26 protein-coding genes are annotated in these 25,071 nt (G+C 45.7%); 19 read left to right on the forward strand and 7 right to left on the reverse strand.

Going from position 1 to position 25,071, the window contains the following annotated elements:
- Window positions 1-460 precede the first annotated feature (460 nt).
- From DHX103_RS09490 to DHX103_RS09500, 3 genes are all read left to right on the forward strand, one after another.
- Window positions 461-1,210, forward strand: coding sequence for a DUF4386 domain-containing protein (locus DHX103_RS09490; RefSeq protein ID WP_422122052.1), 750 nt, complete (start codon window positions 461-463; stop codon window positions 1,208-1,210).
- Window positions 1,210-2,220 carry an NAD(P)-dependent alcohol dehydrogenase gene (locus DHX103_RS09495; RefSeq protein WP_422122053.1) on the forward strand — a complete coding sequence of 337 codons (1,011 nt, stop codon included), beginning with the start codon at window positions 1,210-1,212 and terminating at the stop codon, window positions 2,218-2,220. The genes DHX103_RS09490 and DHX103_RS09495 overlap by 1 nt, the downstream gene beginning before the upstream one ends.
- Before the next feature lie 157 nt (window positions 2,221-2,377).
- Complete coding sequence (locus DHX103_RS09500; protein ID WP_422122054.1) at window positions 2,378-2,926, forward strand: flavodoxin family protein; 549 nt, start codon at window positions 2,378-2,380, stop codon at window positions 2,924-2,926.
- Between the two features lie 94 nt (window positions 2,927-3,020).
- Here DHX103_RS09500 and DHX103_RS09505 read toward each other — a convergent pair whose 3' ends face one another.
- Window positions 3,021-3,512, reverse strand: a complete 492-nt coding sequence (locus DHX103_RS09505; RefSeq protein ID WP_422122055.1) for a universal stress protein — start codon at window positions 3,510-3,512, stop codon at window positions 3,021-3,023.
- Between the two features lie 495 nt (window positions 3,513-4,007).
- Between DHX103_RS09505 and DHX103_RS09510 the strand changes: the two genes are divergently transcribed.
- Complete coding sequence (locus DHX103_RS09510) at window positions 4,008-5,378, forward strand: ice-binding family protein (RefSeq protein ID WP_422122056.1); 1,371 nt, start codon at window positions 4,008-4,010, stop codon at window positions 5,376-5,378.
- Window positions 5,371-6,024, forward strand: coding sequence for a class D sortase (locus DHX103_RS09515; RefSeq protein ID WP_422122057.1), 654 nt, complete (start codon window positions 5,371-5,373; stop codon window positions 6,022-6,024). Before DHX103_RS09510 ends, DHX103_RS09515 begins: the two co-directional genes overlap by 8 nt.
- Window positions 6,025-6,106: 82 nt before the next feature.
- Here DHX103_RS09515 and DHX103_RS09520 read toward each other — a convergent pair whose 3' ends face one another.
- From DHX103_RS09520 to DHX103_RS09530, 3 genes are all read right to left on the reverse strand, one after another.
- A complete protein-coding gene (locus tag DHX103_RS09520) occupies window positions 6,107-7,150 on the reverse strand; it encodes a hemolysin family protein (protein WP_422122058.1) in 1,044 nt (347 codons plus the stop codon).
- Between the two features lie 318 nt (window positions 7,151-7,468).
- Window positions 7,469-7,909: a YtoQ family protein gene (locus tag DHX103_RS09525; RefSeq protein WP_422122059.1), complete on the reverse strand. Its 441-nt coding sequence runs from the start codon at window positions 7,907-7,909 to the stop codon at window positions 7,469-7,471.
- Between the two features lie 59 nt (window positions 7,910-7,968).
- Window positions 7,969-8,190, reverse strand: coding sequence for a transcriptional regulator (locus DHX103_RS09530; RefSeq protein WP_422122060.1), 222 nt, complete (start codon window positions 8,188-8,190; stop codon window positions 7,969-7,971).
- 437 nt (window positions 8,191-8,627) lie between these two features.
- Between DHX103_RS09530 and DHX103_RS09535 the strand changes: the two genes are divergently transcribed.
- The 5 genes from DHX103_RS09535 to DHX103_RS09555 all read left to right on the forward strand — a co-directional run bounded on the left by DHX103_RS09535 (window position 8,628) and on the right by DHX103_RS09555 (window position 15,701).
- Window positions 8,628-9,794, forward strand: a complete 1,167-nt coding sequence (locus tag DHX103_RS09535) for an exonuclease SbcCD subunit D (protein WP_422122061.1) — start codon at window positions 8,628-8,630, stop codon at window positions 9,792-9,794.
- Window positions 9,791-12,880 carry an AAA family ATPase gene (locus tag DHX103_RS09540; RefSeq protein WP_422122062.1) on the forward strand — a complete coding sequence of 1,030 codons (3,090 nt, stop codon included), beginning with the start codon at window positions 9,791-9,793 and terminating at the stop codon, window positions 12,878-12,880. Before DHX103_RS09535 ends, DHX103_RS09540 begins: the two co-directional genes overlap by 4 nt.
- Window positions 12,881-13,009: 129 nt before the next feature.
- The gene (locus DHX103_RS09545) at window positions 13,010-13,225 is read left to right on the forward strand and encodes a hypothetical protein (RefSeq protein ID WP_422122063.1); all 216 of its coding nucleotides are present in this window, start codon (window positions 13,010-13,012) and stop codon (window positions 13,223-13,225) included.
- Window positions 13,226-13,340: 115 nt separating this feature from the next.
- Window positions 13,341-14,609, forward strand: coding sequence for an acetyl-CoA hydrolase/transferase family protein (locus DHX103_RS09550; RefSeq protein WP_422122064.1), 1,269 nt, complete (start codon window positions 13,341-13,343; stop codon window positions 14,607-14,609).
- Window positions 14,610-14,867: 258 nt separating this feature from the next.
- On the forward strand, window positions 14,868-15,701 hold the full coding sequence (locus tag DHX103_RS09555; RefSeq protein ID WP_422122065.1) for an STAS domain-containing protein: 834 nt from the start codon (window positions 14,868-14,870) through the stop codon (window positions 15,699-15,701).
- A gap of 77 nt (window positions 15,702-15,778) precedes the next feature.
- On the opposite strand, the gene trhA is transcribed toward DHX103_RS09555, so the two are convergent.
- Window positions 15,779-16,426, reverse strand: coding sequence for a PAQR family membrane homeostasis protein TrhA (trhA, locus tag DHX103_RS09560; protein WP_422122066.1), 648 nt, complete (start codon window positions 16,424-16,426; stop codon window positions 15,779-15,781).
- A 137-nt stretch (window positions 16,427-16,563) separates the two neighbouring features.
- On the opposite strand from trhA, the gene DHX103_RS09565 reads away from it, so the two are divergent.
- From DHX103_RS09565 to DHX103_RS09600, 8 genes are all read left to right on the forward strand, one after another.
- Window positions 16,564-17,139, forward strand: coding sequence for a DUF1836 domain-containing protein (locus DHX103_RS09565; RefSeq protein WP_422122067.1), 576 nt, complete (start codon window positions 16,564-16,566; stop codon window positions 17,137-17,139).
- Window positions 17,139-17,585 carry a YaiI/YqxD family protein gene (locus DHX103_RS09570; protein WP_422122068.1) on the forward strand — a complete coding sequence of 149 codons (447 nt, stop codon included), beginning with the start codon at window positions 17,139-17,141 and terminating at the stop codon, window positions 17,583-17,585. The genes DHX103_RS09565 and DHX103_RS09570 overlap by 1 nt, the downstream gene beginning before the upstream one ends.
- Window positions 17,586-17,703: 118 nt before the next feature.
- Window positions 17,704-18,402, forward strand: coding sequence for a type 1 glutamine amidotransferase domain-containing protein (locus DHX103_RS09575; RefSeq protein WP_422122069.1), 699 nt, complete (start codon window positions 17,704-17,706; stop codon window positions 18,400-18,402).
- Window positions 18,403-18,515: 113 nt separating this feature from the next.
- Complete coding sequence (locus DHX103_RS09580; RefSeq protein ID WP_422122070.1) at window positions 18,516-18,797, forward strand: hypothetical protein; 282 nt, start codon at window positions 18,516-18,518, stop codon at window positions 18,795-18,797.
- Window positions 18,798-18,885: 88 nt separating this feature from the next.
- Complete coding sequence (locus DHX103_RS09585; protein WP_422122071.1) at window positions 18,886-19,974, forward strand: AI-2E family transporter; 1,089 nt, start codon at window positions 18,886-18,888, stop codon at window positions 19,972-19,974.
- Between the two features lie 88 nt (window positions 19,975-20,062).
- Window positions 20,063-20,848, forward strand: a complete 786-nt coding sequence (locus DHX103_RS09590; protein ID WP_422122072.1) for a transporter substrate-binding domain-containing protein — start codon at window positions 20,063-20,065, stop codon at window positions 20,846-20,848.
- 57 nt (window positions 20,849-20,905) lie between these two features.
- Window positions 20,906-21,550, forward strand: coding sequence for an amino acid ABC transporter permease (locus DHX103_RS09595; RefSeq protein ID WP_422122073.1), 645 nt, complete (start codon window positions 20,906-20,908; stop codon window positions 21,548-21,550).
- Complete coding sequence (locus DHX103_RS09600; RefSeq protein ID WP_422122074.1) at window positions 21,547-22,275, forward strand: amino acid ABC transporter ATP-binding protein; 729 nt, start codon at window positions 21,547-21,549, stop codon at window positions 22,273-22,275. The genes DHX103_RS09595 and DHX103_RS09600 overlap by 4 nt, the downstream gene beginning before the upstream one ends.
- Before the next feature lie 91 nt (window positions 22,276-22,366).
- Here DHX103_RS09600 and DHX103_RS09605 read toward each other — a convergent pair whose 3' ends face one another.
- The gene (locus DHX103_RS09605) at window positions 22,367-22,807 is read right to left on the reverse strand and encodes a peptidylprolyl isomerase (protein WP_422122075.1); all 441 of its coding nucleotides are present in this window, start codon (window positions 22,805-22,807) and stop codon (window positions 22,367-22,369) included.
- Between the two features lie 77 nt (window positions 22,808-22,884).
- Window positions 22,885-23,676 carry an SDR family oxidoreductase gene (locus DHX103_RS09610; protein WP_422122076.1) on the reverse strand — a complete coding sequence of 264 codons (792 nt, stop codon included), beginning with the start codon at window positions 23,674-23,676 and terminating at the stop codon, window positions 22,885-22,887.
- A 208-nt stretch (window positions 23,677-23,884) separates the two neighbouring features.
- Here DHX103_RS09610 and DHX103_RS09615 point away from each other — a divergent pair, with 208 nt between their 5' ends.
- A complete protein-coding gene (locus DHX103_RS09615; RefSeq protein WP_422122077.1) occupies window positions 23,885-24,871 on the forward strand; it encodes an NAD(P)/FAD-dependent oxidoreductase in 987 nt (328 codons plus the stop codon).
- Window positions 24,872-25,071 lie beyond the last annotated feature (200 nt).

Consider the following 25,071-nt stretch of genomic DNA (forward strand, 5'->3'; position numbering starts at 1 on the left):
CTTTTTTTCGTGAAGATAGACTTTTACGAACGGTGTAACATAGAAAAAATTAAGGCGAATGCACTTAATGGATTACTAAGAGTTGAATGGGAAAATCACTGTATAGCGAAATGCAGAACTAACTTACATGAAGCCGAATGAAATTAAGGTTATTGAAGCCGAAAAGTTAGTAAAAATTGCTAAAAATGAGAATGAGGTATAATCTTAAATCAAAAAATAGACTGATAATTCAAACTATATAAAATTATAACTATAAGTTGTAGAGGAAGTATTATTTCTTCTATATTGATAGCAAATAACGAGACTGAGATTGCTTAATAATAAGGATTAAAGTATTAGGACCAGCTTATTCGAAGAAGTTAGGAGGGGTTCATTAAATCAGTTCTGAAATGTGATTGTTTATAAAAAAAGAAGTTGGTGAGAATGATTAACTTACTCCAAAAAAATAGGAGAGATTAAAATGGCAATCGCTATGGCGGAAAAATCACAACTTTTTTATGCGCGAATTACAGGGTTTAGTTTGCTGCTAATGGCAATCATCGCCCTGTTCGCTAATTTTTTTGTGTTTGAAAGCCTAATCGTACCTGGCAATGCAGCAGTAACTGTTGAGAACCTCCTTGCCAATGACCTGTTATTCCGTTTTGGTATTGCGGGTTTCATCATCGTGCTTCTTCTGGATGTTGTCGTATCCTGGTCGCTTTACATTCTATTAAGACAAGTGAATAAAAACCTGGCCTTGCTGGCAGCGGGATTCAGACTGATTTACACGGCCATTTTTGCAGCCGCCATGTTCAATTTTTTAAGTGTTTTGCAACTGATAGGACAGGAAACTTATATGGGAGCGATGGAAACAAGCCAATTGCAAGCCCAGGCTATGTTGCTGATCGATGCCTTTAATAACGGGTGGCTAATTGGACTCGTTTTTTTCGGCTTTCACTTGCTCCTTATTGGTTATTTGGTTTTCAAATCAAATTACATGCCTAAAACTATTGGCATCTTGGTAATACTTGCAGGGCTGGGTTATCTGATTGATAACTTTGCACAGGTTTTGCTTTCCAATTACAGCGATTATGCGACCATGTTTTTATTGATTGTAGCCGTACCCGGAGTAATAGGCGAATTGGCATTAGCTATATGGCTGTTGGTTAAAGGAAATAAAATACCTGAAATAATACCGTTAAAACCAAGCATTGAAGGGAGAGCTTCTTAATGAAAGCCAGTGTCCATAAAACATACGGACCGCCGGAAGTTATGGAACTTAGGGAAGTAGAAAAGCCGATTCCTAAAGATGACGAAGTATTGGTGAAAGTGTATGCAACTACCGCAACTTCCGGGGACTGCAAAGTAAGAAGGGCTGATCCGTTTGCTGTCAGGTTGTTCTTTGGCTTAAAAAAACCGAAAATCGGAATATTGGGTTCCGAACTGTCAGGCGAGGTGGAATTGACAGGAAAAGATGTCAAGTTGTTTAAAAAAGGTGGTTTAGTATTTTGTGGAACTGGAGTGGGCCTGGGAGCGAATGCTGAGTATGTATGCCTGAAAGAAAAAGGGGCAATCGTTATGAAGCCGCTTAATATGACTTTTGAAGAAGCGGCTTCCGTTCCTTTCGGGGGGACGACTGCCCTAAACTTTCTTCGGGATAAAGGGCATATCCAAGAAGGACAAAAAGTCCTTATTAACGGTGCTTCCGGTGCAGTGGGCACTTATGCGGTGCAGCTGGCCAAATACTTTGGCACAGAAGTTACTGCTGTTTGCAGCACAAAGAATATAGAACTTGTGAAGTCCCTGGGGGCTGATCACGTGATTGATTACACCAAAGAGGATTTTACCAAAACTGGAGAGACGTACGATATCATTTTCGACACGGTAGGAAAGACGTCGTTTTCGAAGTGTAAAAACTCTCTCAAGGAAAATGGGATCTATTTGGCTACAGTAACGGGATTGCCGCAATTTGCCAAAATGATGTCGACATCCGTAAGAGGCGGCAAAAAATTGAAAGGAGGATTAGCACCGATGCGCAAAGAAGATTTACTTTTCCTGAAAGAGTTGATTGAGGATGGGAAGATTAAATCTGTAATAGACAGAAGCTATCCTTTGGATCAGGTTGCTGCTGCCCATAGCTATGTTGAAACAGGCCATAAACGTGGGAGCGTTGTTATAACCTTGGAATACCTTGTTGGAAATGCGAAGTCGAATAGACGGGTTGAAGAAGCAACAAAATGAATAAGTTTCTTCACGAATTCTAAAATCATTCTTCGAAAACCGGTGATTGAATCGATGCCATTGACCCGATCTTTGGTTGGGACGGCTGATTTAAAAAACACCAGCAAACAGTCTGCCGCCACGGTTCTCACACATCAAATGCTGAGGAGGATATTCCATGAAACCCTTAATTGTTTATTACTCCCATTCGGGAAATAATGAAAAATTGGCTTTGGAACTGCGGGATAGAATCAGCTGTGACATGTATGAAATCAAAGAGAAAAAGAAACGGAGAGACCTTGCCATTTTGTTTGATGTTTTGATGAAGCGAAAATCGCATCTGGCTCCGATTGAGTTTAATGTTAGCGACTACAGGCCAATTATTCTAATAGCGCCTGTCTGGGCGGGGAAAATAGCTTCTCCGATGCGGACATTTATCCAAATGGAAAAGGAGAAGCTGACGGATTATTCCTTTATCACCATATGCAGCGGGGCGGAGGGGCAGCGGGATAAAATAATGGCGCAACTTTCCGCTCTTACATCGCAAAAACCGACTGTCGTGGCAGAACTTTGGATCAACAACCTGCTTCCTGAAGAGCAGAAAAACAAAATCAAATACACAAACAACTTTCAATTTGAAAAGCAGCATATGCAGCAGTTTGATGGAGAGATCAAGTTTTTTATGGAAATGGCTTTGCATACCAAAGAAGAACAAGCCTCTCTTTGAGACGTGTAATCTGAGCACCTATAGAACAACCACAAAAGCCCAATCCGCTTGCACTCAAGCGGATTGGGCTTTTTGATATATATAGAAGAGCTCGTCACATTCCTTCTGCCTGAGCTCCGTTATCAGAATCCTCATTTTTCATGTCAAGATCTCGCCGAACGACTAAAACATCACATGGACTTGCGCTGACAATATGTTGAGATACGCTGCCCATCAGAAATTTTTGAAATGCATTCATCCCCTGGGCACCACAGATGATCAGGTCAGCATTCAGCTTTTTAGCATAATCATGGGAAATGACCTGTTTAGGTAAGCCGGGTGTGACAAATATATTTACCTCCGGCAGGCCGGCTGCTTGTGCTTCCTCTTTATAAGCTTCAAGAACCCTTTTCCCATCCTCAAAAATCGCATCATCAAGAGCCGGTACGCGTTTTGTAATGGCTGAATAAGAACGGGTATCCACCACGTGAATTAAATTCAGCACGGCCTTGTTTCGCTTGGCAATTTCAATTGATTTTTTAAATGCCCATTCCGCTTCCTTTGAACCGTCAATAGCTACCAGAATTTGATTGTATTCCAAAGTCATCCTAATTCCTCCTCAAATTTTAATTCCGCATTAAAGAACAATTCTTCAGAATAAAACAAATCCCTTCTTTTAAAGACTGAATATTTAAATAATTTTTATTTGGTGAGTGCAAAGTCAGGCTTTTCTTACCGAATTCTCTTCCGGGCAATAGAGGTTTGAAGGAGGGGGGATGCGCCGTGCGACCGATTGATAACGGTGCCAAAGCAGGCAGAAAATCAGAAATACACCAATAGTGACATTCGAGTGGATAGTAAGACAGGTGAAGGGGTTGATAAAAAACGGGGATGGTTATTTTCAAGGAAATAGTCCCGCTCTAACAATGTATGAAAATATAACGGTTGTTATAGCATTAGGTAATTTCAATATTTATGAAACTACGTAAACACTCTGAACTGTTTATTGGAAAAAAATCCAAATATTTTCCAATTTAATTGACTGAAAATACAAAAAATAGTATATTCAATGGAATATATTACTAGACAAAGGGGTGAAATCATGAAATTGAAATATTATAAGTCGAAATCATTATTTCTTACTATTCTTCTCTCATTAACCTTATTCACATTGCCTGTTCATGCCGTAGGCGTCGATCCGGGACTCGGATCCGCAAGCCAATATGGAATATTGGGCGCCACGACAACAGTCACAGAATCCACTTCAATCAATGGTGATTTAGGAAGCGGAGGGTCAACCGGAACGGCAACTGTTAGCGGTTCTACAGACATTGCCAATGCAGCATATACAGCAGCGTTCTCTGATTTTCTCGGCGCCATGAACCATGCCGATTCACAACTCGCTGAGTTCACACGATCCACTTTAGGCGGGGACACATTAACTCCAGGTGTTTATAATTTTAATAATGCCGTAACCATCGGCTCAAGCATCACGCTTCAAGGAGACGGAATTTATATCTTTCAAATCGGTGGAGCACTTACAACTGCGGCGAGCACCCAAATCCAATTAATGGATGGAGCCCAGGCATGTAATGTATATTGGGTCGCTGATGTTGCCACTATCGGCGCAAGCAGCACCTTTGTCGGAACGATGATGAGCAAATCAGCCATCACAATTGGCGCAGACTCAATCACTTACGGCAGAATGTTAGCACAGACGGCTGTTACAGCTGATGCGGCGAATACACAAATTACTGTGCCGCCAGCATGTGAGACACCCGTGCCGACACCAGAGCCAGATCCAATTCCAGATCCAACACCAGACCCAGATCCAACACCGGATCCAGATCCAACACCGGATCCAGACCCAACACCGGATCCAGGTGATACGCCTGAACCAGGAGAAACACCGACACCTACACCGGGCACGGGCGATACGCCAGATCCGACACCAAGTCCTGGAGATACGCCTGAACCAGGAGAAACGCCGACACCAGAACAGGAAGATGCACCAGATTCAACACCAAGTCCCGGCGTAACTCCAACACCGACGCCGTCACCAACAGCCGATCAACCGGCGGCACCGGAAAAGGATGAAACCGCTTCGTCGGTTAAGGTGGAAATCAACACAGATGGTTCCCTGACAATCCATGCGAAATTGGCTGAAGGTACCCAAGCCTCAGGTACGTGGAATTTCGATATAGGCGGAAAAATGTATGAAGTCAAAGGAACCGAAGCTATTTCGTACACGGCAGAAAACGTTCCGGTGGGCACTTACCGCGTGAATGTACAATTCATTGCAGACAGTAATGGAGAAAAAATTGACGTCGGATCGGTTTCAGTTTCCGTACCCACTGTCACAGGAGGAGAGCTGCCGAAAACAGCAACTCCCTGGTATAACTTACTCTTTGGCGGAACTCTTCTATCGTTGATAGGATTAGCTTTCTTAAAAAGAAGAAAAGTGTATGAATAACAACCCGTTTCTTGCGCGGACATTAAAAATTGCACACAAACTTTCCCCGGGATTTTTAATCCTGGGGTTATGTTTAATTAGTTGGGCATCTTATCAAATCTTTACTCAGTCGGCTCCGGCAGCTGCCTTGATAGAACCGCCGAAGGAGCAACTTGAACCGATTGCTCTTGCGCCTGAAGCTGCGGATGCAATAAGCGAAACGGAAGAGCCAGCTGCGGATGCCATCCTTTATCCCATCAGACCGGCAGTGGGTGGGAATATAGGGAATTTAATCTTACCGGCCATCGATCAAACACTGCCTATTTTTCACGGAACAGATGAAGATGAGCTAAGCCGGGGAATTGGCCACTTCGCTGGCAGCGTGTTGCCCGGCGAAAACGATAATGCTGTGTTATCCGGCCATCGCGACACCGTATTCAGAGAACTGGGCCAGCTGGAAATCACCGATCAACTGATCGTCGAGACCTCGGCAGGCACATTCACATACGAAATCCGGGAAATCAAAATCGTCCCGAGTGATGACAGATCCGTCATTACTCCGACAACTTCCGCCGTCCTTACCGTCACGACCTGCTATCCATTCGACTTTCTCGGCAGTGCACCAGACCGCTACATCCTGATTGCGGATCTGGTCAACAGCGAATAAACCAAACATCATAACTTACTTTAGAGAACACAAAACACCCCATCAGCGATGGGGTGTTTTGTTTAAAATGAATGGCAACTGCTTACTCCGACCCATACTCACTTTTGATATCACCGACCAGCTCTTCGATCAAGTCCTCGAGCGTTACCAGTCCGGAGGTGCCGCCAAACTCATCCAATACGATGGCCAGGTGGACATTCTTATTTTGCATTTCCAGAAAAATTTCATCTATCTTTCTTTTCTCAAAAACAAAATGCGGTTTACGGATAATGTCATGGATATTGAAGGAGCTTGTTTTTTCTTCCCTGTAACGGAACAGGTCCTTCAAGTTCAAGGTGCCGATGATATGATCTATGTCTTCTTCATAGACAGGGAATTTTGAAAAGGGATAATCTTTTACAATTCGGATAATCTCTTCAAGATCCTGGATAGTCGAAATGGCAATCATGTCGGTGCGGTGGACCATGATTTCATCTACGTTTTTGTCATTGAATTCAAAAACTTTTGTAATGATGAATTGTTCCATTTCTTCGATGGTGCCTCTTTCTTTCCCAATGTCCAGAATCAATCGAATTTCTTCTTCGGTTTCATCAGGTACTACTTTGTTCGGGTCGATCCCCAATAAACGAATGACACCATTTGTGGATCCCGATAAAATTTTAACAAATGGACTCGTGATTTTTGCCAGGAAACGTAAGGGATGAATCATCATCATGGAAATGGCTTCTGCTTTTTGCAGCGCCAATCGTTTAGGGACCAGTTCCCCGAATACAAGAGTGAAATAAGAAAGTATGACGGTGACAATAACAAGGGACGATATTTGGACGATTTCTGCTGAAATGGGAAACGCTGTTTGCTGCACATAAAGGGACAAGTCGTCAGCAAAGCTGTCTGCCGCAAATGCACTGGCCAGGAAGCCGGCGAGGGTGATACCGATTTGAATGGTCGCTAGAAACTGGCTGGGTTCCGATAACATCTGACTGATCAGTTTCGCTTTTTTATGGCCCGCATCGGCCATTTTATTTATTTTGCGATCATTTAAGGAAATTAAGGCAATTTCAGACGCAGCAAAAAGGGCATTAAGCAAAATTAAAAAAATTAATATTCCGAGTTCTAAACCCATCATCCATGCACCTCAACTCTTTTATTCGCAGCGGATAATCAAAGAAGGCTGGAAAGTACAGCAAGTTTCAAGCCGCCGGCATACGGCGCGGAGCAGTCGATTGATACCAGTGATACCACCAGAAGAAAATCAGAAAGGCATCGATCGCATCACCGCCATCGAATTCCTCTTTCAATCACCTAACCATTAATAGGTTTTTTATCATTATTACCCGATATTGCATGAAGCTAAGCTGGCGCTACAACGCCTTATCAGCACAAAAATGGAGAAGGGACGCTTTGTTAAAAGCATCCTTTCTCCATTTATCGCATTCAATAAAATTTATTCGAAAATATAGGACAAAGCTTTAATCGCCTGGTCGCACGTCTCCACCGTCGCACTGGCTTTAGCAGACAACTCTTTCAGCGGATGATGCAATTTTTCCGGCCGGATAATGATGACCGGTTTGCCGGCAGCAAGTGCGGCACTGGCGTCCATTGCCGTATTCCACTGCTTGTATTGCTCACCGAACAGCGCGATAACTAAATCTGCTTTGTGCATCAGCACACCCGTCCGCAAATTATTGAAGCTTGAAGCGGCGGCATCTTTATAAACCGCACCCGGCTGTTCCCCGAGAATTTCTTCACCGATATTGTCCGAACGATCATGAATTTCCATCGGTCCAACAAAATCGACCGGAAGATTTAATGCCAGGGTTTTCTTTTTGATCTCTTCGCGCCACGTACTGTGAATTTCTCCTGCAAGATAAACGGTCAGTCTCATGATTCACCCTCCAAAATCCATTTCTTCCAGTGTATCACAATTTGAAAGAGGGGTTGGAATCAGACAATCATGCGCTCTTTTTTGCTGACGGGAAAGGCTGAAAGCACATTCTCCATTTTGAAAGTCCGTTTCTCTTTCCGCAAAAAACAATACGCCTGAAACGACTCGCCGCTCACTCTCAAAATCTTCACCCGGCGTTTGCTGATGCCCCCATCATTCGCCATGTACATCATATCGACGAGTTGCTGATGCTTAAAAGCTTTCAGGATCTGTGCTTTCATGTCTTTTCCCTCCTTGGATATCATATGCTGGACTTGAAATCTACTGTTACACACCACTTCGGCGCTTTGGACAGAGCAAAGATTATGCTCCTGAGCTACGCCATCGCTGTAATATTCCCCAAGAAATAAGTGTTATTAAAGTACTTATATTTTGTAAGGTATATCTAAAGATATGGAGCAAAATAGCGAAGACGCCCAGGGGGCCAAGCGAAGTGCTGAGATCCACTCGGACGAAGTGAAACGAGACCGAGTTAGCTCAGCGCGAGCCCCCAGGCAAGCGAAGCTGTTTTGCGCAATATCGTTTTATAACCTCTATACAATAAAAGGGAACGTTTGTTCTTATTATAAAACAAACACCCCGCTAAAACAACTGAATAGAATCGTGTATAATGGAACGAACATATATTCTTTTCAAAACGGGGAGAGGAGCAAAAACCATGAAAATTTTTCACACGGCCGATTGGCATTTAGGGAAGCTCATCCAGGGGATTTACATGACAGACGAACAGCGTTACGCGCTGCAGCAATTTATAGCTGCCATCAAAACGGAAAAACCGGACGCGGTGATTATCGCGGGAGACCTTTATGATCGCGCTGTGCCGCCAACAGATGCGGTCAATTTGCTCGATGAATTGCTGGCGGAAATCGTCCTGGAGCTGGAGACGCCTGTGCTGGCAGTTGCCGGCAACCACGACAGCCCGGGCCGTTTGAATTTCGGCAGCCGTCTGATGAAGGATAAAGGAATCCACATCGCGGGCCACGTGAAAAAAGATCCGCAGCCGGTTGTGCTCGCGGACGAACACGGAGAAGTCCATTTTCACCTCGTGCCATATACCGACCCATCGATGGTGCGCTATATTTTCGATGATCCGGCAATCCGCACACATGATGATGCACTCCGAGCGATCACCACTAACATCAAATCGTATTGGAATCCGGCAGCGCGCCATGTGTTCGTAGGCCATGCGTTTGTCACATCGCACGGCGAACAGGAAGAAAACACGAGCGATTCGGAGCGTCCGCTGGCGATTGGCGGAGCGGAACATGTCAGCGCCGCGCACCTGGAAGATTTTCATTACTCGGCGCTCGGGCATTTGCACAAAGCCCATTTTGTACGCAATGAAACCATCCGCTATGCGGGGTCGCCATTAAAATATTCGATTTCGGAAGAGAATCACCAAAAAGGATATCTGGTCATCGAATTGGATGCTGCAGGTGAAGTGACAGTTGAAAAAAGGTTATTGGAACCGCGCCGCAATATGCGCAGAGTGGAAGCGACGATTGACGAGATCCTTCGCCACGAAGTGAGTGAGGACTTTGTCTTTGTGACGCTTCTGGACGATGCGCCGGTGCTGTTTCCAATGGAAAAAGTCCGTTCGGTCTACCCGAATGCGATGCATGTCGAACGGAAGAATTTCATTCGCGAAAAGGCGGAAGGCAACGGGCAGTCGCGGCAGAAAATGGATTCACTTTCTTTATTCCATGCGTTTTATGAAGAAGTGAAAGGCGAAGGAGCGACGCAGGAAACGGCAGCCATTTTCGAGGAAGTATTGCAGGAATTCCTGCAGGAAGAGCCTGCTGTAAAGGAAGAGGTGAAAGCATGAGACCGTTGAAACTGAAGCTGACGGCGTTTGGCCCTTATAAGGAAACGGAAGAGATCGATTTTAATGAGCTCCAGGAAAATCGGCTGTTCGTCATTTCGGGCAGCACGGGTTCCGGAAAGACGACGATTTTTGACGGGATTTCGTTCGCGCTGTACGGTGCCGCGAGCGGGTCGGACCGCAGCGAAACGCGCAATCTGCGGAGTGATTTTGCGGATGATGGGGTCCACACCTGCGTCGAAATGGAATTTGAGATACATAATCAGATGTACCGGATTCTTCGCCAGATGCCACATATCAAAAAAGGGAATAAAAGCCCGACAGGTGAACGCTATGAATTTTTCGAAATCCATGAAGACGGCGAAAAGCCATGCGTGGAACGGCAAATCGTCTCGGAAATCAATCAGCGCGTAGAAGAAATCCTGGGACTGACGCAAAACCAGTTCAGCCAGATTGTCATGCTGCCGCAAGGAGAGTTCCGGAAATTGCTGACGTCCGAAACAGATAATAAGGAAGAGATCTTGCGCCGCATCTTCAAAACCGAACCGTATAAAATGATCAGCGAACGGCTGAAGCTGAAACGCGACGCGGCAAAAGATGCTTTCGGACTGGAAGAACAGGTGCTGAAAAGCCACATCCGTGACATCGCTGCATTGCCGGAGCGGGAATCGGAACTATTTGAAGTGCTGGGCAGAGAACAGCAAAATATTCACCAGATCCTGTCTGCACTCGAACTCGAGACGGCTTTTTATAAAGAAAAGATCAGCGACGACCGTACTCGCTATGAATCCTTCTATAAAAAGCATAAAGAAAAATGGGATGGCTACCACGAAGCGAAAAAGTGGAACGGCCGTTTTGATGAAAAGCTGGAGAAAGAACAACGTTATAACGCTTTGACAGAGCAGCTGCCGGCAATCGGAGCAAAAGAAAAAGCGGTGCAACAGGCCGAACGCGCAGGGTTTATTGCCAATATCGAAAACTTGTACCGGGAACTTCAAGCCAATGAAACAGAGAAACACCAATTGCTCCAGCGCGCGATCGAAGAGCAGCAACTGGCTGAACGCGCGAAGGTGGGAGCGGAAGAAGGCTTCCTGTCTCAACAAGCGCGCAGTGAGGAGCGTTCGGCTGCTCAGAATCACGTGCTCCGCTTGCAGCATTTATTGCCGCAGGTGCAGGAGTTGGCTGCGAAAGAAAGAGAGTTGGCGGTTCTCAAGGGAGCGTCGCAGGACGCGGAACAGCGTTTTCAGGCGAAAGAAAAAGAACTCACTGACAAAAAAGCGGCGAAACAGCTAATCGCTGAAAGAGTAAGTGGTCTTGAACAGCAGGCGGAAAGCTTTGACAATAAACCCGAAGAACTGCGGGTGGCAGACGGCCGTTTGCGTATTGCCAAGGAATTGGTGGCGATGCATGCGGAAATGGAGGGCCAGCGGGAAGAAGCTGCTCGACAAGAAGCGGCTTATAAGGATGCTTTAGCTGCCTATAAAGGAATCGAAGAGAGCTGGTTTGCCGACCAGGCGCATCTATTGGCTGGGCAATTGAATGACGGCGAAGCGTGCCCGGTATGCGGCAGCCACGAACATCCGATGAAACAGCAGGGAGCGGCGGAACCGGCCGTGTCCAAAGAGCAGCTGGAGCTTGAGAAATCGCGTTTGGACGAGCTTGACGGCCGTTACCGCAATGCCGCTGCACGTCTCGTTTCACTCGAAGAGCAGTGGAGACGGAAACAGGCGGAAGCCGAGGAGCAAGGGATTGCAGCGGGCAATGCTGAAAAGGAAGCTGCTGCTTTGGAACAAGTGAAAACACAGTTGAAAGAAGACGTTCAGATTCTGCAGAACTGGAAAGCGGAACTGCGCGAATCCAAAGTGAAGCTTGCGGATTTGGTGCAGGAGACGGAGGAGGCAGAGCAAAGCCGCGCGCTGTTGCTGACAGAAACGAATGACAAGAAGTCCGCTTTCGAATCGGCGCAAGCGGTGCTGGCTGAAAAACTGGCTTCGATTCCGGAAGAGATGCGAGTGCTTGCCGTTTTGGAACAGGAGATTCGCCAGGCCATCGCCAACAGGGATGAACTGGAGAGAACTTGGAACGCGGCGCAGGAACAATTCCAAAAAGCGAAAGAACGTTTCGCATCAGCGGCCATGGCGTTACAGCATTCCCAAACGGCGGCCGACGAAATGACCGCCAAACGCCAAAAAGCAGAAGCGGATTTTCAACAGGCGTTGGAGAAATCCGAGTTCGAAACGGAAGAAGCGTATCAAAAGGCAAAAATGCGCGACACCGACATGGAAGAATTGAAACAGCAAATCACGCGTTTCAACCAGGACCGCCATACGCTCGAACAGCAGATCAGCGAATTGGCTGAACTTCTTGAAGGGCGGAAAAACGAAGACTTGTCCCAGGTTGAAGCAGAACTCGAGCAATTGAAGACTGATTACGAACAGGCGCTGTCGCAATGGAACCATTCGAAGGATTGCTGTGCCAAAGGCGAAGCGTTAATGGTCCAGATTACGGGGGCGGTAGAAGGTGCAGCTGCAGCTGAGGCGGAGTTAAACCGTGTGGCGGATCTTCACGACATGATCCGCGGCCAGAACAGCCTGAAAATCTCGTTTGAGCGTTACCTGCAGATTGAATATCTCGAACAGATTATTTTGGCTGCCAATGAGCGGCTCCGGAATCTGTCGAACGGTCAATTTTATCTGATCCGCAGCGACCGGCAGGAAGCGAGAGGTAAACAAAGCGGACTCGGCCTTGATGTCTATGATTCCTACACGGGACAGACCCGCGACGTCAAAACCTTGTCCGGCGGCGAAAAATTCAATGCTTCGCTGTGCCTGGCGCTCGGCATGGCCGACGTTATTCAAAGTTTCCAGGGCAATGTCTCGATCGATACGATGTTCATCGATGAAGGGTTCGGCTCACTCGATGAAGAATCCTTGAACAAGTCGATTGAAACGCTGATTGACCTTCAACGCTCTGGCCGCATGATCGGCGTCATCTCGCATGTGCAAGAATTGAAGGCGGCAATACCGGCGATTCTGGAAGTTAGAAAGTCGAAAGAAGGCTTCAGTAAAACCAGTTTTCATTTAAAATAGGGAAATTTTCCCTTGAACGGTTAAAACCCTGCCGAAACGTGAATTACAGAACCGGAATCCGGGTATACCATGTTTAGAAGAACGTTAAAGGATTCTCTAAAACTTGTTTGATGGAAAGGAGTCCTGGCTGTGAATAAATTCAGTTACAGATCCAGATTGCTGTATTTCGGACTGATCGCTTTTGTCAGTCTTGGATTTTTCCTGATTCAGCTCTATGCAATCCTGAATAATGCTGTGGGCGCCAGCTCGTATGTCCTCCTGGTTCTTTGGGGACTGATGGTGGCATTCGGCGTGGGCGGCATTTTTTACACGATAGCGAAGAACAATAAAGAGCGCGGACAATAGTCCGTGTTTTTTTATTGTCCAGAAAAGAGCGAATTTAATGGGAAGTTTGCAAATACGGGAAGAGGCAATATCTATGATAAAGTGATGGGTAACAGAGAATGCGGGAGTGAAGAAGATGACGAAAAAGTTGAATCCTGAAGAAGTGGTGGGGTTGATCGACAGAGGCGCGGATATCATCATTCCGATTGCCAATGGCGAACCGATCAAATTGTTGGATATATTGGAAGAGCGTGCGCATGAACTGCAGGATGTGAAAATCCACCAGATGCTGGCATTGCGCGAACGCAGTTACATCAAAGGTGAACTGGAACAATTAAAGCACGTTTCATATTTCCTGAGTGGCGCGACGCGAAAAGTGTATCAGCAAGCGAAAATGGAATTGGTGCCGAATAACTTCCACGAGATTCCGCGCATGTTGAAAAAGACGACAAAAATGTCGATGATCATGACCGTGGCTTCACCGATGGACGACCACGGGTATTTTACCTTTGGTACCCAGGCGGATTATATCGCTGAGTTTGTTGGAGAAGTTCCATTTATTCTCGAAGTGAATGAAAATATGCCGAGAACGTATGGCCATAACCACATTCACATCAGCCAGATCGCTGGATTCGTCGAGCATCACGCACCGTTGTCGGAAGAAAAAGCAGGGGACATCAGTGACAAGGATTTATTGATTGCCTCTTCGATTATTGAAGACATCAAGGATGGCGACACGCTGCAGATTGGCATCGGCTCGGTGCCGAATGCGGTCATCAGCATGCTGAAAGACCATCGCCACCTCGGCATCCACACAGAAATGCTGCCGGACGGCGTCGTAGATCTGGTCAAAGCGGGAGCAGTTGACGGCACGCGGAAATTCACCAACCGGGGAAAAATCATCGCGACTTTCGCCTACGGTTCGAAAAAACTGTATGATTTTCTCGACGATAATCCTGTCGTGGAATTCCTTCCCGTCAGCACGGTCAATGACCCGCGGGAAATTGCCAAAGAAAAGAATATCGTTTCGATAAATGCCACAACAGAAGTGGACCTGTTTGGTCAATGTGCTTCTGAAACAGTGGGCGGTAAATATTATTCGTCCAGCGGCGGGCAAGTCGATTTTTCAAGAGGCGTCCGTTTTGCTGAAAATGGCAAGGGCTACATCTGCATGCCTTCTACAGCTAAAAGCGACAGCCTGTCCCGCATCAAGCTGCAGTTGGCGCCGGGTTCAGTTGTCACTACCGGCAAAAATGATGTCGACAATATTGTTACGGAATACGGTGTGGCCCGTTTGCACGGCGTCTCCATTTCCGAACGCGCGAAACGCCTGATCAGCATCGCCCATCCGAAATTCCGGGAAGAATTGATGTTTGATGCGAAAAAGAACGGGTTTATCATTTAGCAGAACAGCATAGGATTGAACGAAACCGGAGAGAGCGCTGCTTATCTTCGGTTTTTTTGTCCCAGAACATTCGTGCCAGCGAATGTTCTTTCATGATGGTTCTTGCCCTTTTCCTTCTATTAACCATGATTTATTATAAATGGATCAGCTCCAGAACTGCCCATACCGACACAGATTGAACTGGGAAATGATTTGTTTAATGGCGAGGATGCATTATACTTAAAGGATAGAATGCAATCTAAAGGAGTTTTCATTTCCGTGGGACAAAAAAGTACTGAACTCTACAATTATATTATTGGAAATAAAGAGAAGATGACGGAAGAGTGGCTGGCGAGCCGTAAAGGGGAAGACGGTTCCATGTACTCTACCAGTGTATCTCCGCAAATTGAAGCGCAGTTGAAAGAGCAGAATACTGAATTCATAGAGGCAGTGACTTCGATATTTGCCAGCGATGAAGAGGATTTTCGTGAGGCATTGGAAAACTGGGTTGAAAAGATCGCGACCGCGAGAGCACGCCAAGCGGTGCCATTACACGAAGTGATTGCACAAATCCGTATATTCCGCGGAATCTACTGGGGGTATGTGCGTAAGTTCTTTCTGGAGGAAAACAGTGCGGACAGCAACGATGCGTTAAACTGGGCCGAAGTGTTGAATGACTCATTCGATTACATTATCGAACGGTTCGCGATTCGCCATTACGAAGCCGACCAGCGAATGCTGGAAAACCAGAAGCAGATGATTTATGAACTGAGCAGTCCGGTCATCCCGATTAAAAAAGGTGTGGGCATTCTTCCATTGGTAGGCGACATTGACACACACCGTGCCAAAATCGTTCTGGAAACAGCGCTTGAGCAAAGCATCAAGCAGCAATTGGACACGCTTTACATCGACCTGTCAGCAGTGGCGATCATCGATACGATGGTGGCACAGCAGATTTTCCAGGTAATGGCGTCGTTGAAAATCATCGGCGTCGAGTCGGTGCTGTCCGGTATCCGACCGGAAATCGCCCAAACGGCCATTACGCTCGGCATTGACTTCAAGGACATCAAAGTTCACGCCAACCTGATGCGGGCACTCGAAACGCTGGCGTAAATCAAGAAAAAAACCAGCGGCTAATTTTACTTAGCCGCTGGTTTTTTGTGTTTTATTGAAATAGGGAATTTCATATTTCACAATACGTAAAAATAGACTGCCAGAAAATGGCACAGGCTGCCGAGCAAGATGAAGATATGGAAAATCTCATGGAAGCCGGCATATTTGAAAGACAGGAAATTCGGTTTGAGGCCATAAATGATACCGCCGACGGTATACATGATGCCTCCGCCGATCAACAGCGACAAGCCGATTGTTGAAAGATTTTCAGCGAGCGGCACAATGGCGAATACGATAATCCAACCCATGATGATGTAGATGGCTGTGGAAAGCCAGCGCGGGGAATGGAACCACACCATTTTAAAAAGGATGCCGCTGATTCCGAGAGCCGCCACCAGGATGAACACCGTCCAGCCGAGGGTGCCGTCCAGTGCAATCAGACAAAACGGGGCATAGCTGCCTGCGATCAGCAGGAAAATCATTGAATGATCCAGTTTTCGCAGAAATGCGATGGTTTCGGGTTTTCCTTTTACCGAGTGATAAACGGTTGAAGCGGTATATAAACAGATCAAGCTGACGCCGAAAATAATGACTGACAGGATATGGACTGTCGATAATCCTTCATAACTCGCTTTGATGACCATCGCCAAAAGAGCGGCGATAGACAGTACGGCTCCAATCAGGTGGGATATCGCGTTAAAGGGTTCTCTGAAATAGGTATGCATTTTAATGTCTCCTCTGTTATACGTAGTTATTGAAACTACTTATAATAATATAGGTAGTATTTTATCTAGTCAAGCTTGGCTAATTTGTGATCATGGTATAAAATTGGTGCAATAGCTTTACTGAGGAGGATATTTTTATGACACGTGCCCAAACAATTACTGACAAGCTGGCTTTGGAAGAACAGATTTCAGTGGAAGAGATTCCGAAAATCGATCTATACATCGACCAGGTCATTCAATTATTCGACACCGGATTTTCGGAGATGAAGCGCAATCCGGAAGATAAGATCTTAACCAAGACCATGATTAATAATTACGCCAAAGGGAAATTATTCTATCCGGTAACCAATAAGAAATATTCCCGAAATCATGTCATGTTAATCAGCCTGATTTATCAGATGAAAAGTGCCTTGTCGATCAATGACGTGAAAAAGGTGCTGGCCGGCATTAATGATAAGGCGGCACAGAAAGAACTGGACCTCAGCAATTTTTACGAAAGTTATTTGGAAATCCAGCGATTTAACAACGAGCTTTTTAAAGAGAACCTGGAGCAGCAGGTGAATAAAGCGCAAACGGACTCCACTGCGTTCGGAGATGACCGGGAAGAAATTGACAAGGTGCTGCTTGTTGCATCGCTAGTCCACATGAGCAACCTCTACCGGCGGGCAGCAGAAATGCTCGTCGATGAAATGGCGGGAGGGAAGGAATCCTGATGGTAAAAGTATTGATAGATGCAGATGGCTGCCCGGTGGTCGACCAGACCATCGCTGCAGCCCGCAAGTTCCAATTGGACGTCATCCTGTTATGTGACACGTCACATGAAATGTACCGGGAAGGCGCAGAAACGGTCACTGTTTCCAAAGGGCCGGACGCTGTTGATTTCGTGCTGGTCAACCGCGTGAAAAAAGGGGACGTCGTCGTCACGCAGGATTACGGCTTGGCCGCGATGGTGCTGGCGAAGCAGGGCTTTCCGATTGATCAGAACGGCCGGCTTTATTCCGCAGAAAATATCGATCAGCTGCTGCATGGCCGGCATATTGCAAAAAAAATCCGGCAGGGCGGCGGCAGGATGAAAGGTCCGAAGAAGCGCAAGGCGGAAGACAATGAAGCATTTACAGCCAATCTCATGGAATTGCTCGGAACGATAGCAGGAAATTAAACGATGGAGACGGCCGGGGGGAGGCTGTCCTGTCGTTTTTCATTTTCAGCGAAGGAGTAAACTTCTTTCAACGGGGAATAATGTAAAAAATACGGCAGTTAGCTGAAAGGGGATTGGCATGGAGAAAATTTTAATCGTCGTCACGAATAATTCGAGGCTTGGTAAAAACGGTAAAAAGACAGGGTTGTGGCTCAGCGAGCTTACGGATTTTTACCATGAAGTCAAAGACCGATACGCGGTGGATATTGTCAGTACGGCTCCGAGCAGAGTGCCGATTGATCCGAGAAGCCTGCTTGCGGTTTTTACACATAAACAGACACGGCAATATTATATGGATGATGATTTGATGGTGCAGCTGAAAAAACCTTTGGTTCCCGAGCAGGTGAACGCAGAAGATTATGCCGCGATTTATTTTACAGGCGGACACGGGACGATGATGGATTTTCCGGATAACGCAGAACTGCAGGGATTGACGCGGGACATTTATGAACAGGGCGGCTATGTGTCGGCTGTCTGCCACGGACAGAGCGGCCTTCAGAATGTACGGCTTTCGAACGGCCGATTGCTGATTTCCGGACATGTCGTCACCGGATTTTCGGATACGGAAGAGAAATCATTGGGGATGTTCAAGCATATTCCATTTTCACTGGAGCGGGTCCTGAAAGAGCGCGGCGGCCTTTATAAAAAGGCTTCTGTACCTATGGGCGCCTGCACGGTCTTGTCGGGGCGGCTCGTAACCGGACAGAATCCGGCTTCTGCCAAAGGCGTTGCCACAAAACTAATGGAGCAGCTTGAAACGATTCCGCAAGTTCAATAGAAGATGAAATTTCAATTGGAATGAAAAATCTTAATGTTTTCTAGTTAAAAAGTTATTTTCAGGGTATACACAATTATATGGCGTTAAATTAGTATCTATTTTGGAGGGATTCGATGAAGAAATCATCAATGATTACAGTATGGAGCAGTGCCTTTGCGGCAATTGCAGGAATATTTGTTTATAAAGCTTATCAGGAAAAAGCAAAAAATGAAGCACTGGCGAAAGATGTAAGCATGTATAGCAGTTCAGGAATAGATCACCGTGAAAGTGTGGAGGCTGACGTAGATTCTGCAGAAAAAGGATTGAGTCAATTGGATTCGGCTTACCGGGATGAATGGCAGGCCAATGCATTCCCACAAACACACAGGGAAATGGAAGAATTGGACAAAGACTAATAAGAAACGAATTCTTGGAGCGAAAGTTGAGAGAAGTCTTGCTTTCGCTCTTTTTGCCGGATTTATTTAATGAGGGGAGAGAAGTTATTTGTGGATCAGAAAGCCGTTTTTTGAATATGCGACAGCCGCAATACTGATATTGATCATTATATTTTTTCTTGGGAAGATTGATTACGCGCTGTGGCCGTTTAAAGTCATCATTGCCACATTGTTTGCACCCATTTTAGTGGGGGGGCTATTTTATTATCTGCTGCGCCCTTTTGTCCAGCTGCTCCGGCGTTTTGTACCGAAACTGGCGGGCATTGCCATTGTGTTTACCGTAATTGCAATCATTCTATCATCCGCTTTTTATTTCTTCGGGCCAACGGTTAAAACGCAAGTGGAAGGTTTTCTTGAGTTGGCACCGGAAAAGGTGGAGGAAGTCACAGAAGAATCCGAAACCGCAATGGCCAGTTTTGAATTTATGGGGATTCAGGGCTGGGAGATCCGTTCGCGGGCTGTATCATATTTCCAATCCGCTTCAGATGGCCTGATCGATAATATTGCCAGCATTCTTTCCGCCGTCGTGAATATTGCAATCGTCATCATCGTTGTGCCATTCATCCTTTTCTTCTTATTGAAAGATGACGAAAAGTTGATCCCGCATATTACGAAATACCTTTCGGAAGAACGGAAGCCGGAAGGGCGGAAATTATTGAAGGATCTGGATGCGACATTGGCATCTTATATTATCGGCCAGGCACTTGTGGCAATAACGGTCGGCGTGCTGATGTTTATCGGCTACGTCATCATTGGGCTGGATTATGCGTTGACCCTGGCGATTTTCGCGATGTTTTTGATCATCATTCCGTTTTTGGGGCCGATTATCGGAATTATTCCGGCGCTATTCGTGGCGCTGGTCAGCGGCGAGCCTTTTATGGCCATCAAAGTCGTGATCGTTTTGGTGGTTGTCCAGCAATTGGAGGGCAATCTCGTCACACCGAATATTATGGGCAACCGGTTGAATATTCATCCATTGACGATCATCCTGTTATTGATGATTGCAGCAGCCCTTTATGGCTTTATCGGGTTGTTGATTGCCATTCCGACTTACGCGGTATTGAAGACATTAATCCATAATTTCCGGCTGTTTCTCAGGTTGCGGAAGAAGCGGGAAGTTGCTGAAAATACCGACTGAAATTTAGGGGATTAAGATTTCCTTATTAAGCTTTAGAATATTGTGATATATTAGAAAGGTAATCAATTTATACAAAGGGGGAAATACAATGAAGAAATTCAGTTTTATTCTAATGCTTTTAGCAATGACGTTGTTCATCGCGGCATGCGGGTCTGATGATGAGGGTTCTACAGGCGGAGACAGCGGCGAAGGCAGCGAAGGGGAAACTTATACAGTCGGAATTGACACAACATATCCACCATTTGAATTTGAAGAAGATGGCGAGTACACAGGAATCGATATTGATTTGATCAATGCGATTGCTGACAATCAAGGCTTTGATATTGAATTCAGCGCAATGGACTTTGGCGGAATCATTCCGGCTATGCAAGCGGGCCAATTGGATGTCGCCATCGCAGGCATGAGTATTACAGAAGATCGTAAAGAAATTGTTGATTTTTCTGATCCTTATTTCGAAGCTGGGATTTCACTTGTTGTCGGTGCGGATAATAACGACATCACATCATTGGAAGACCTGGAAGGCAAAACTGTTGTAGTGAAGAGCGGAACGACGGGAGCCGATTTTGCCCGTGAAAATCAGGATGAGTATGGATTTGAAATCACTCAGCTTGATGACAGCCCGGCAATGTTCCAGGAAGTTTCAAACGGCAACGCAGACGTGTTGTTTGAAGATTATCCGGTTATCGCATACGCAATTGCCGAAAGTGACCTTGATTTAAAAGTAGTCGGTGACCGTTTAACTGGTGACGAGTACGGAATTGCTGTATTAAAAGGTGAAAATGCTGATTTACTTGAAAAAATAAATACAGGACTTCAGGAATTACGCGACAATGGAGATTACGATGAAATTTTGAACAAATACATCGCAGAATAAGAATTCTGATGCAGCGCGCTTATGCGCGCTGCATTTTTCATTAAAGGAGACGTGAGGATGGAGAACATTAGAAATGCCTTACCGTATTTAATGGAAGGCTTGCAAGTCACACTTTACATATTCATCATTGCAATCATACTGGGCTTCCTTATTGGTTTAGTCGTTGCATTGTTCCGGCTTTCGCCTTTCAGAGTATTAAACTGGATTGCCAAAATCTTCGTCGATGCTATCAGGGGAACACCATTCATTGTGCAATTGTTCTTTATTTATTTCGGGCTGAATTCATTGGAATATTTTTCGATGAGCAATACAACGGCCGGGATTGTTACAGTAGCAATTAATGCCGGGGCGTATTTCTCTGAGATTATCCGTGCGGGAATTCAATCGATCGATAAAGGGCAGACGGAAGCTGCGCGTTCGCTCGGTCTGAAGTCCAGCCAAAATATGCGTTATATCGTTTTGCCGCAGGCTTTCCGCAGAATGCTCCCGACTATTACCAACCAGGCGATTATTTCATTGAAAGATACATCGCTCCTATCGGTCATCGGAGTTGCGGATTTGACACAGGAAGGGAAGATCCAGGCAAGCCAAACATTTGACGCGTTCAATATTTATTTGATTCTTGGCGTTATTTATTTCATCGTCATCTACTTGCTGTCGATGCTGGCTAGCTTTATAGAAAGGAAGTTTGTACTTCGATGACTATGATCCGAGTTGAAAACTTAAAGAAATCTTTCGGTGATCTGGAAGTTTTAAAAGATATGAGTACGACAGTCGAAGAAAAAGAAGTAATTTGCGTAATCGGACCTTCGGGTTCAGGCAAAAGTACATTTCTGCGCTGCCTCAATCGTTTGGAAGAAATTACAGGCGGCCATGTGTACATCGAAGGAACAGACATTACAGATCCGAAAAATGATATCAATAAAATCCGTCAGGAAGTCGGTATGGTGTTCCAGCAATTCAACCTCTTTCCGCATAAGACCGTCATGCAGAATGTGACGCTGGCTCCGATGAAGCTGAAAAATTTAGACAAGGCTGCTGCCGAGAAAAAAGCGTATGAATTGCTCGACAAAGTAGGCTTGCGTGAGAAGGCACAGGCATATCCTGGTGAACTTTCAGGCGGTCAGAAACAGCGTGTAGCCATTGCGCGCGCGCTTGCCATGGACCCGAAAATCATGTTGTTCGACGAACCGACTTCAGCTCTGGACCCGGAAATGGTAGGGGATGTGCTCGATGTTATGAAACAGCTTGCCCGCGAAGGCATGACAATGGTCGTTGTAACACATGAAATGGGCTTTGCTGCTGAAATGGGTGACCGCGTCTTGTTCATCGACGGCGGTTATATTGTGGAAGAGAACGTTCCAAAAGAACTGTTCGGCAACCCACAGCACGAACGGACAAAAGCATTCTTGAGTAAAGTACTTTAACCAAAAAAAATCCTTACCGGAAAAATTCCGGTAAGGATTTTTGCATTTCAGTGTCTAGACTCCAGCGGCCTTAACGGGCGCCGTCGCTTTTCTACTCTTCGTCGAAAACGTGGACTTTCGTCATTTTGTCGCCGTTTTTCATCGCTTTAGCAGTTTCAAGACCTGAAGTTACCTGGCCGAAAACTGTATGAACGCCGTCAAGGTGCGGCTGTGGTGCATGAACGATAAAGAATTGGCTTGAGCCAGTGTCTTTACCTGCATGTGCCATTGAAAGACTTCCAGCCTGGTGTTTATGCGGGTTGCCTTCAGTTTCACATTTGATCGTTTTGCCGCTGCCGCCAGCGCCAGTTCCTGTTGGGTCGCCGCCTTGGCTGACGAAGCCTGGAATGACGCGGTGGAATGTTACATCGTTATAGAAACCGGAGTTTGCCAGTTCCTCAAAGTTTGCTGCTGTGTTCGGTGCTTCTTTCGGGAAAAGTTCGAATTCGATAATTTCGCCGTTTTCCATGTGGATGTGGCCTTTTTTCGCCATATTAAAACATCTCCTTTTCGGTTTGTTCATTCTCAAGTATAGCGATTATAAGAGGCTGTGTATAATGATTTGCCGGTTTACAACGCTTTCAGCAATCCGCCGTCGATGACGAGTGATTGTCCGGTCATGTAAGAGTTGGCAGAAGACGCAAGGAAAACAACGATTTTCGCAAATTCTTCCGGGTGCCCCATGCGCCCACGTGGAATCTGTTTTTCCGTATTTTCGAGCACTTGCTTAACCGTCAGATTCTGTTTATCTGCGGCGATCTGATTGAGTTCAGCAACCCGGTCCGTCGCAATTTTACCGGGTCCAATTGTGTTGACCATGATATTATCGCCAGCGACTTCGCGTGCCAAAGTCTTCGCAAATCCGACCATGCCCATACGGAACGTGTTTGACAGGATCAACCCGTCGAGCACTTCCTTAACAGATGATGAAGAAATATTGATGATGCGTCCGAATTGCTGTTCCTTCATATAAGGAAGAACGGCTCGCGAAGAGCGGATGTAGCTAAGCAGATTCTGATCGAAAGCGGTGTACCAATCTTCATCTGTTACGTCATTAAAACCACCTGCTTTTGGCCCACCGGTATTGTTGACCAATACATCGACGCGGCCTGCCTTATCCTTAACAAAAGCAAAGAAATCCGCAATATCCTGGTCGTTTGTCATATCACATGTTTTGTAAAATACCTGGTCATTCTGGGATACCTTTTTGATTTCTTCCGCCGTCGTCTTGAGTTTTTCTTCGCTGCGGCTGGAAATGAAAACAATCGCGCCTTCTTTTGCAAACTCCAGCGCTGTCGCTTTTCCAAGACCTTTACTTGAAGCCATTACCGCTACTACTTTATCCATCAATCCTAAATCCATACCAATTCACCCTTTCCATCTTATCCACAACATTCAGTTTACCGAAAGGTGAAGTATATTGCAGTTTATGAGTTCTGGAATTCTGAATATTCCTCTATTTAGTGGTTATTAATTCAATAAATGATCAATTTCAGCCAATAGTCCAATAGCGTGAAATAGGATAAAATATGATAGGATATAAATATTGATACTAATGGGAGTGTTTTAAATGGAAGAACGCGAAATCTTTGATATTACAATTATCGGCGGCGGGCCTACAGGCTTGTTTGCTTCCTTTTACGGCGGAATGCGAAAGATGAAGGTTAAGATTTTGGACAGCCTGCCACAGCTTGGCGGACAGTTGACAGAACTTTATCCTGATAAATATATCTACGATGTCGGCGGATTCCCGAAAGTGCTGGCGAAAGATCTTGTAGACAATCTGACGGTACAAGCCAATTACGGCGATCCGACAATTTGTTTGGAAGAAACAGTGTCAGCGGCGGAGCGCCACGGCGATCACTTTGTCATCCGCACCGATAAAGGGGAACATTATTCAAAAACGATCCTATTGACTGCGGGAGTCGGCGCTTTCCAGCCACGCAAACTGGCAGTGCAAGGCACCGAAGAGTTTGAAGGAAAGTCACTGCATTACGGCGTGAAAGATCTGACGATGTTCAGCGGCAAGAAAGTTGTCGTTCTCGGTGGAGGAGATTCTGCAGTGGACTGGGCAATGATGCTGGAAAATGTAGCGGATCATGTAACATTGAGCCACCGCCGTGAAAAAATGACGGCACACGAAGCCAATGTTGATACGATGGTCGCTTCGACTGTTGACGTCATGAAACCATATGGCGTCCAGGAATTGGTTGGAGAAAACGGCCAGATTCGGGAATTGGTGCTGATTGATAAGGAAGGCAACGAAGAAAGACTGGAAGCCGACCATGTTGTCGTCAATTACGGAAATATTACATCTCTTGGACCATTGAAAGAGTGGGGGCTTGAGATGGAGAAAAACTCTGTTGTCGTCAATTCGAAAATGGAAACAAGCATCGAAGGCATTTATGCCGCAGGTGATGTTGCCACATACGAAGGAAAAGTGAAATTGATCGCTGTTGGCTTCGGTGAAGCGCCGACTGCCATCAATAACGCAAAAGCCTATCTCGATCCCAAATCCAAAATTCAACCGCTTCACAGCACAAGCGTATTCAAATAATAAAAAGCATTTCCGCGAGCCACGCGGAAATGCTTTTTTTTATTGTCTACATTCCTTTATTCTTCTGGGCTGAGACAAATCCAAAAGACGAGGACATATCGACAATTTTTACGGTTTTTAATCTTGAAGTCATAATAAATAGTTATATTACAATCTGTAATAAAATGCACTTTCACGTAACGTAATTGTTAAATTACAAC

This window comes from Planococcus daihaiensis, from assembly GCF_049262615.1.
GTDB lineage: Bacteria > Bacillota > Bacilli > Bacillales_A > Planococcaceae > Planococcus.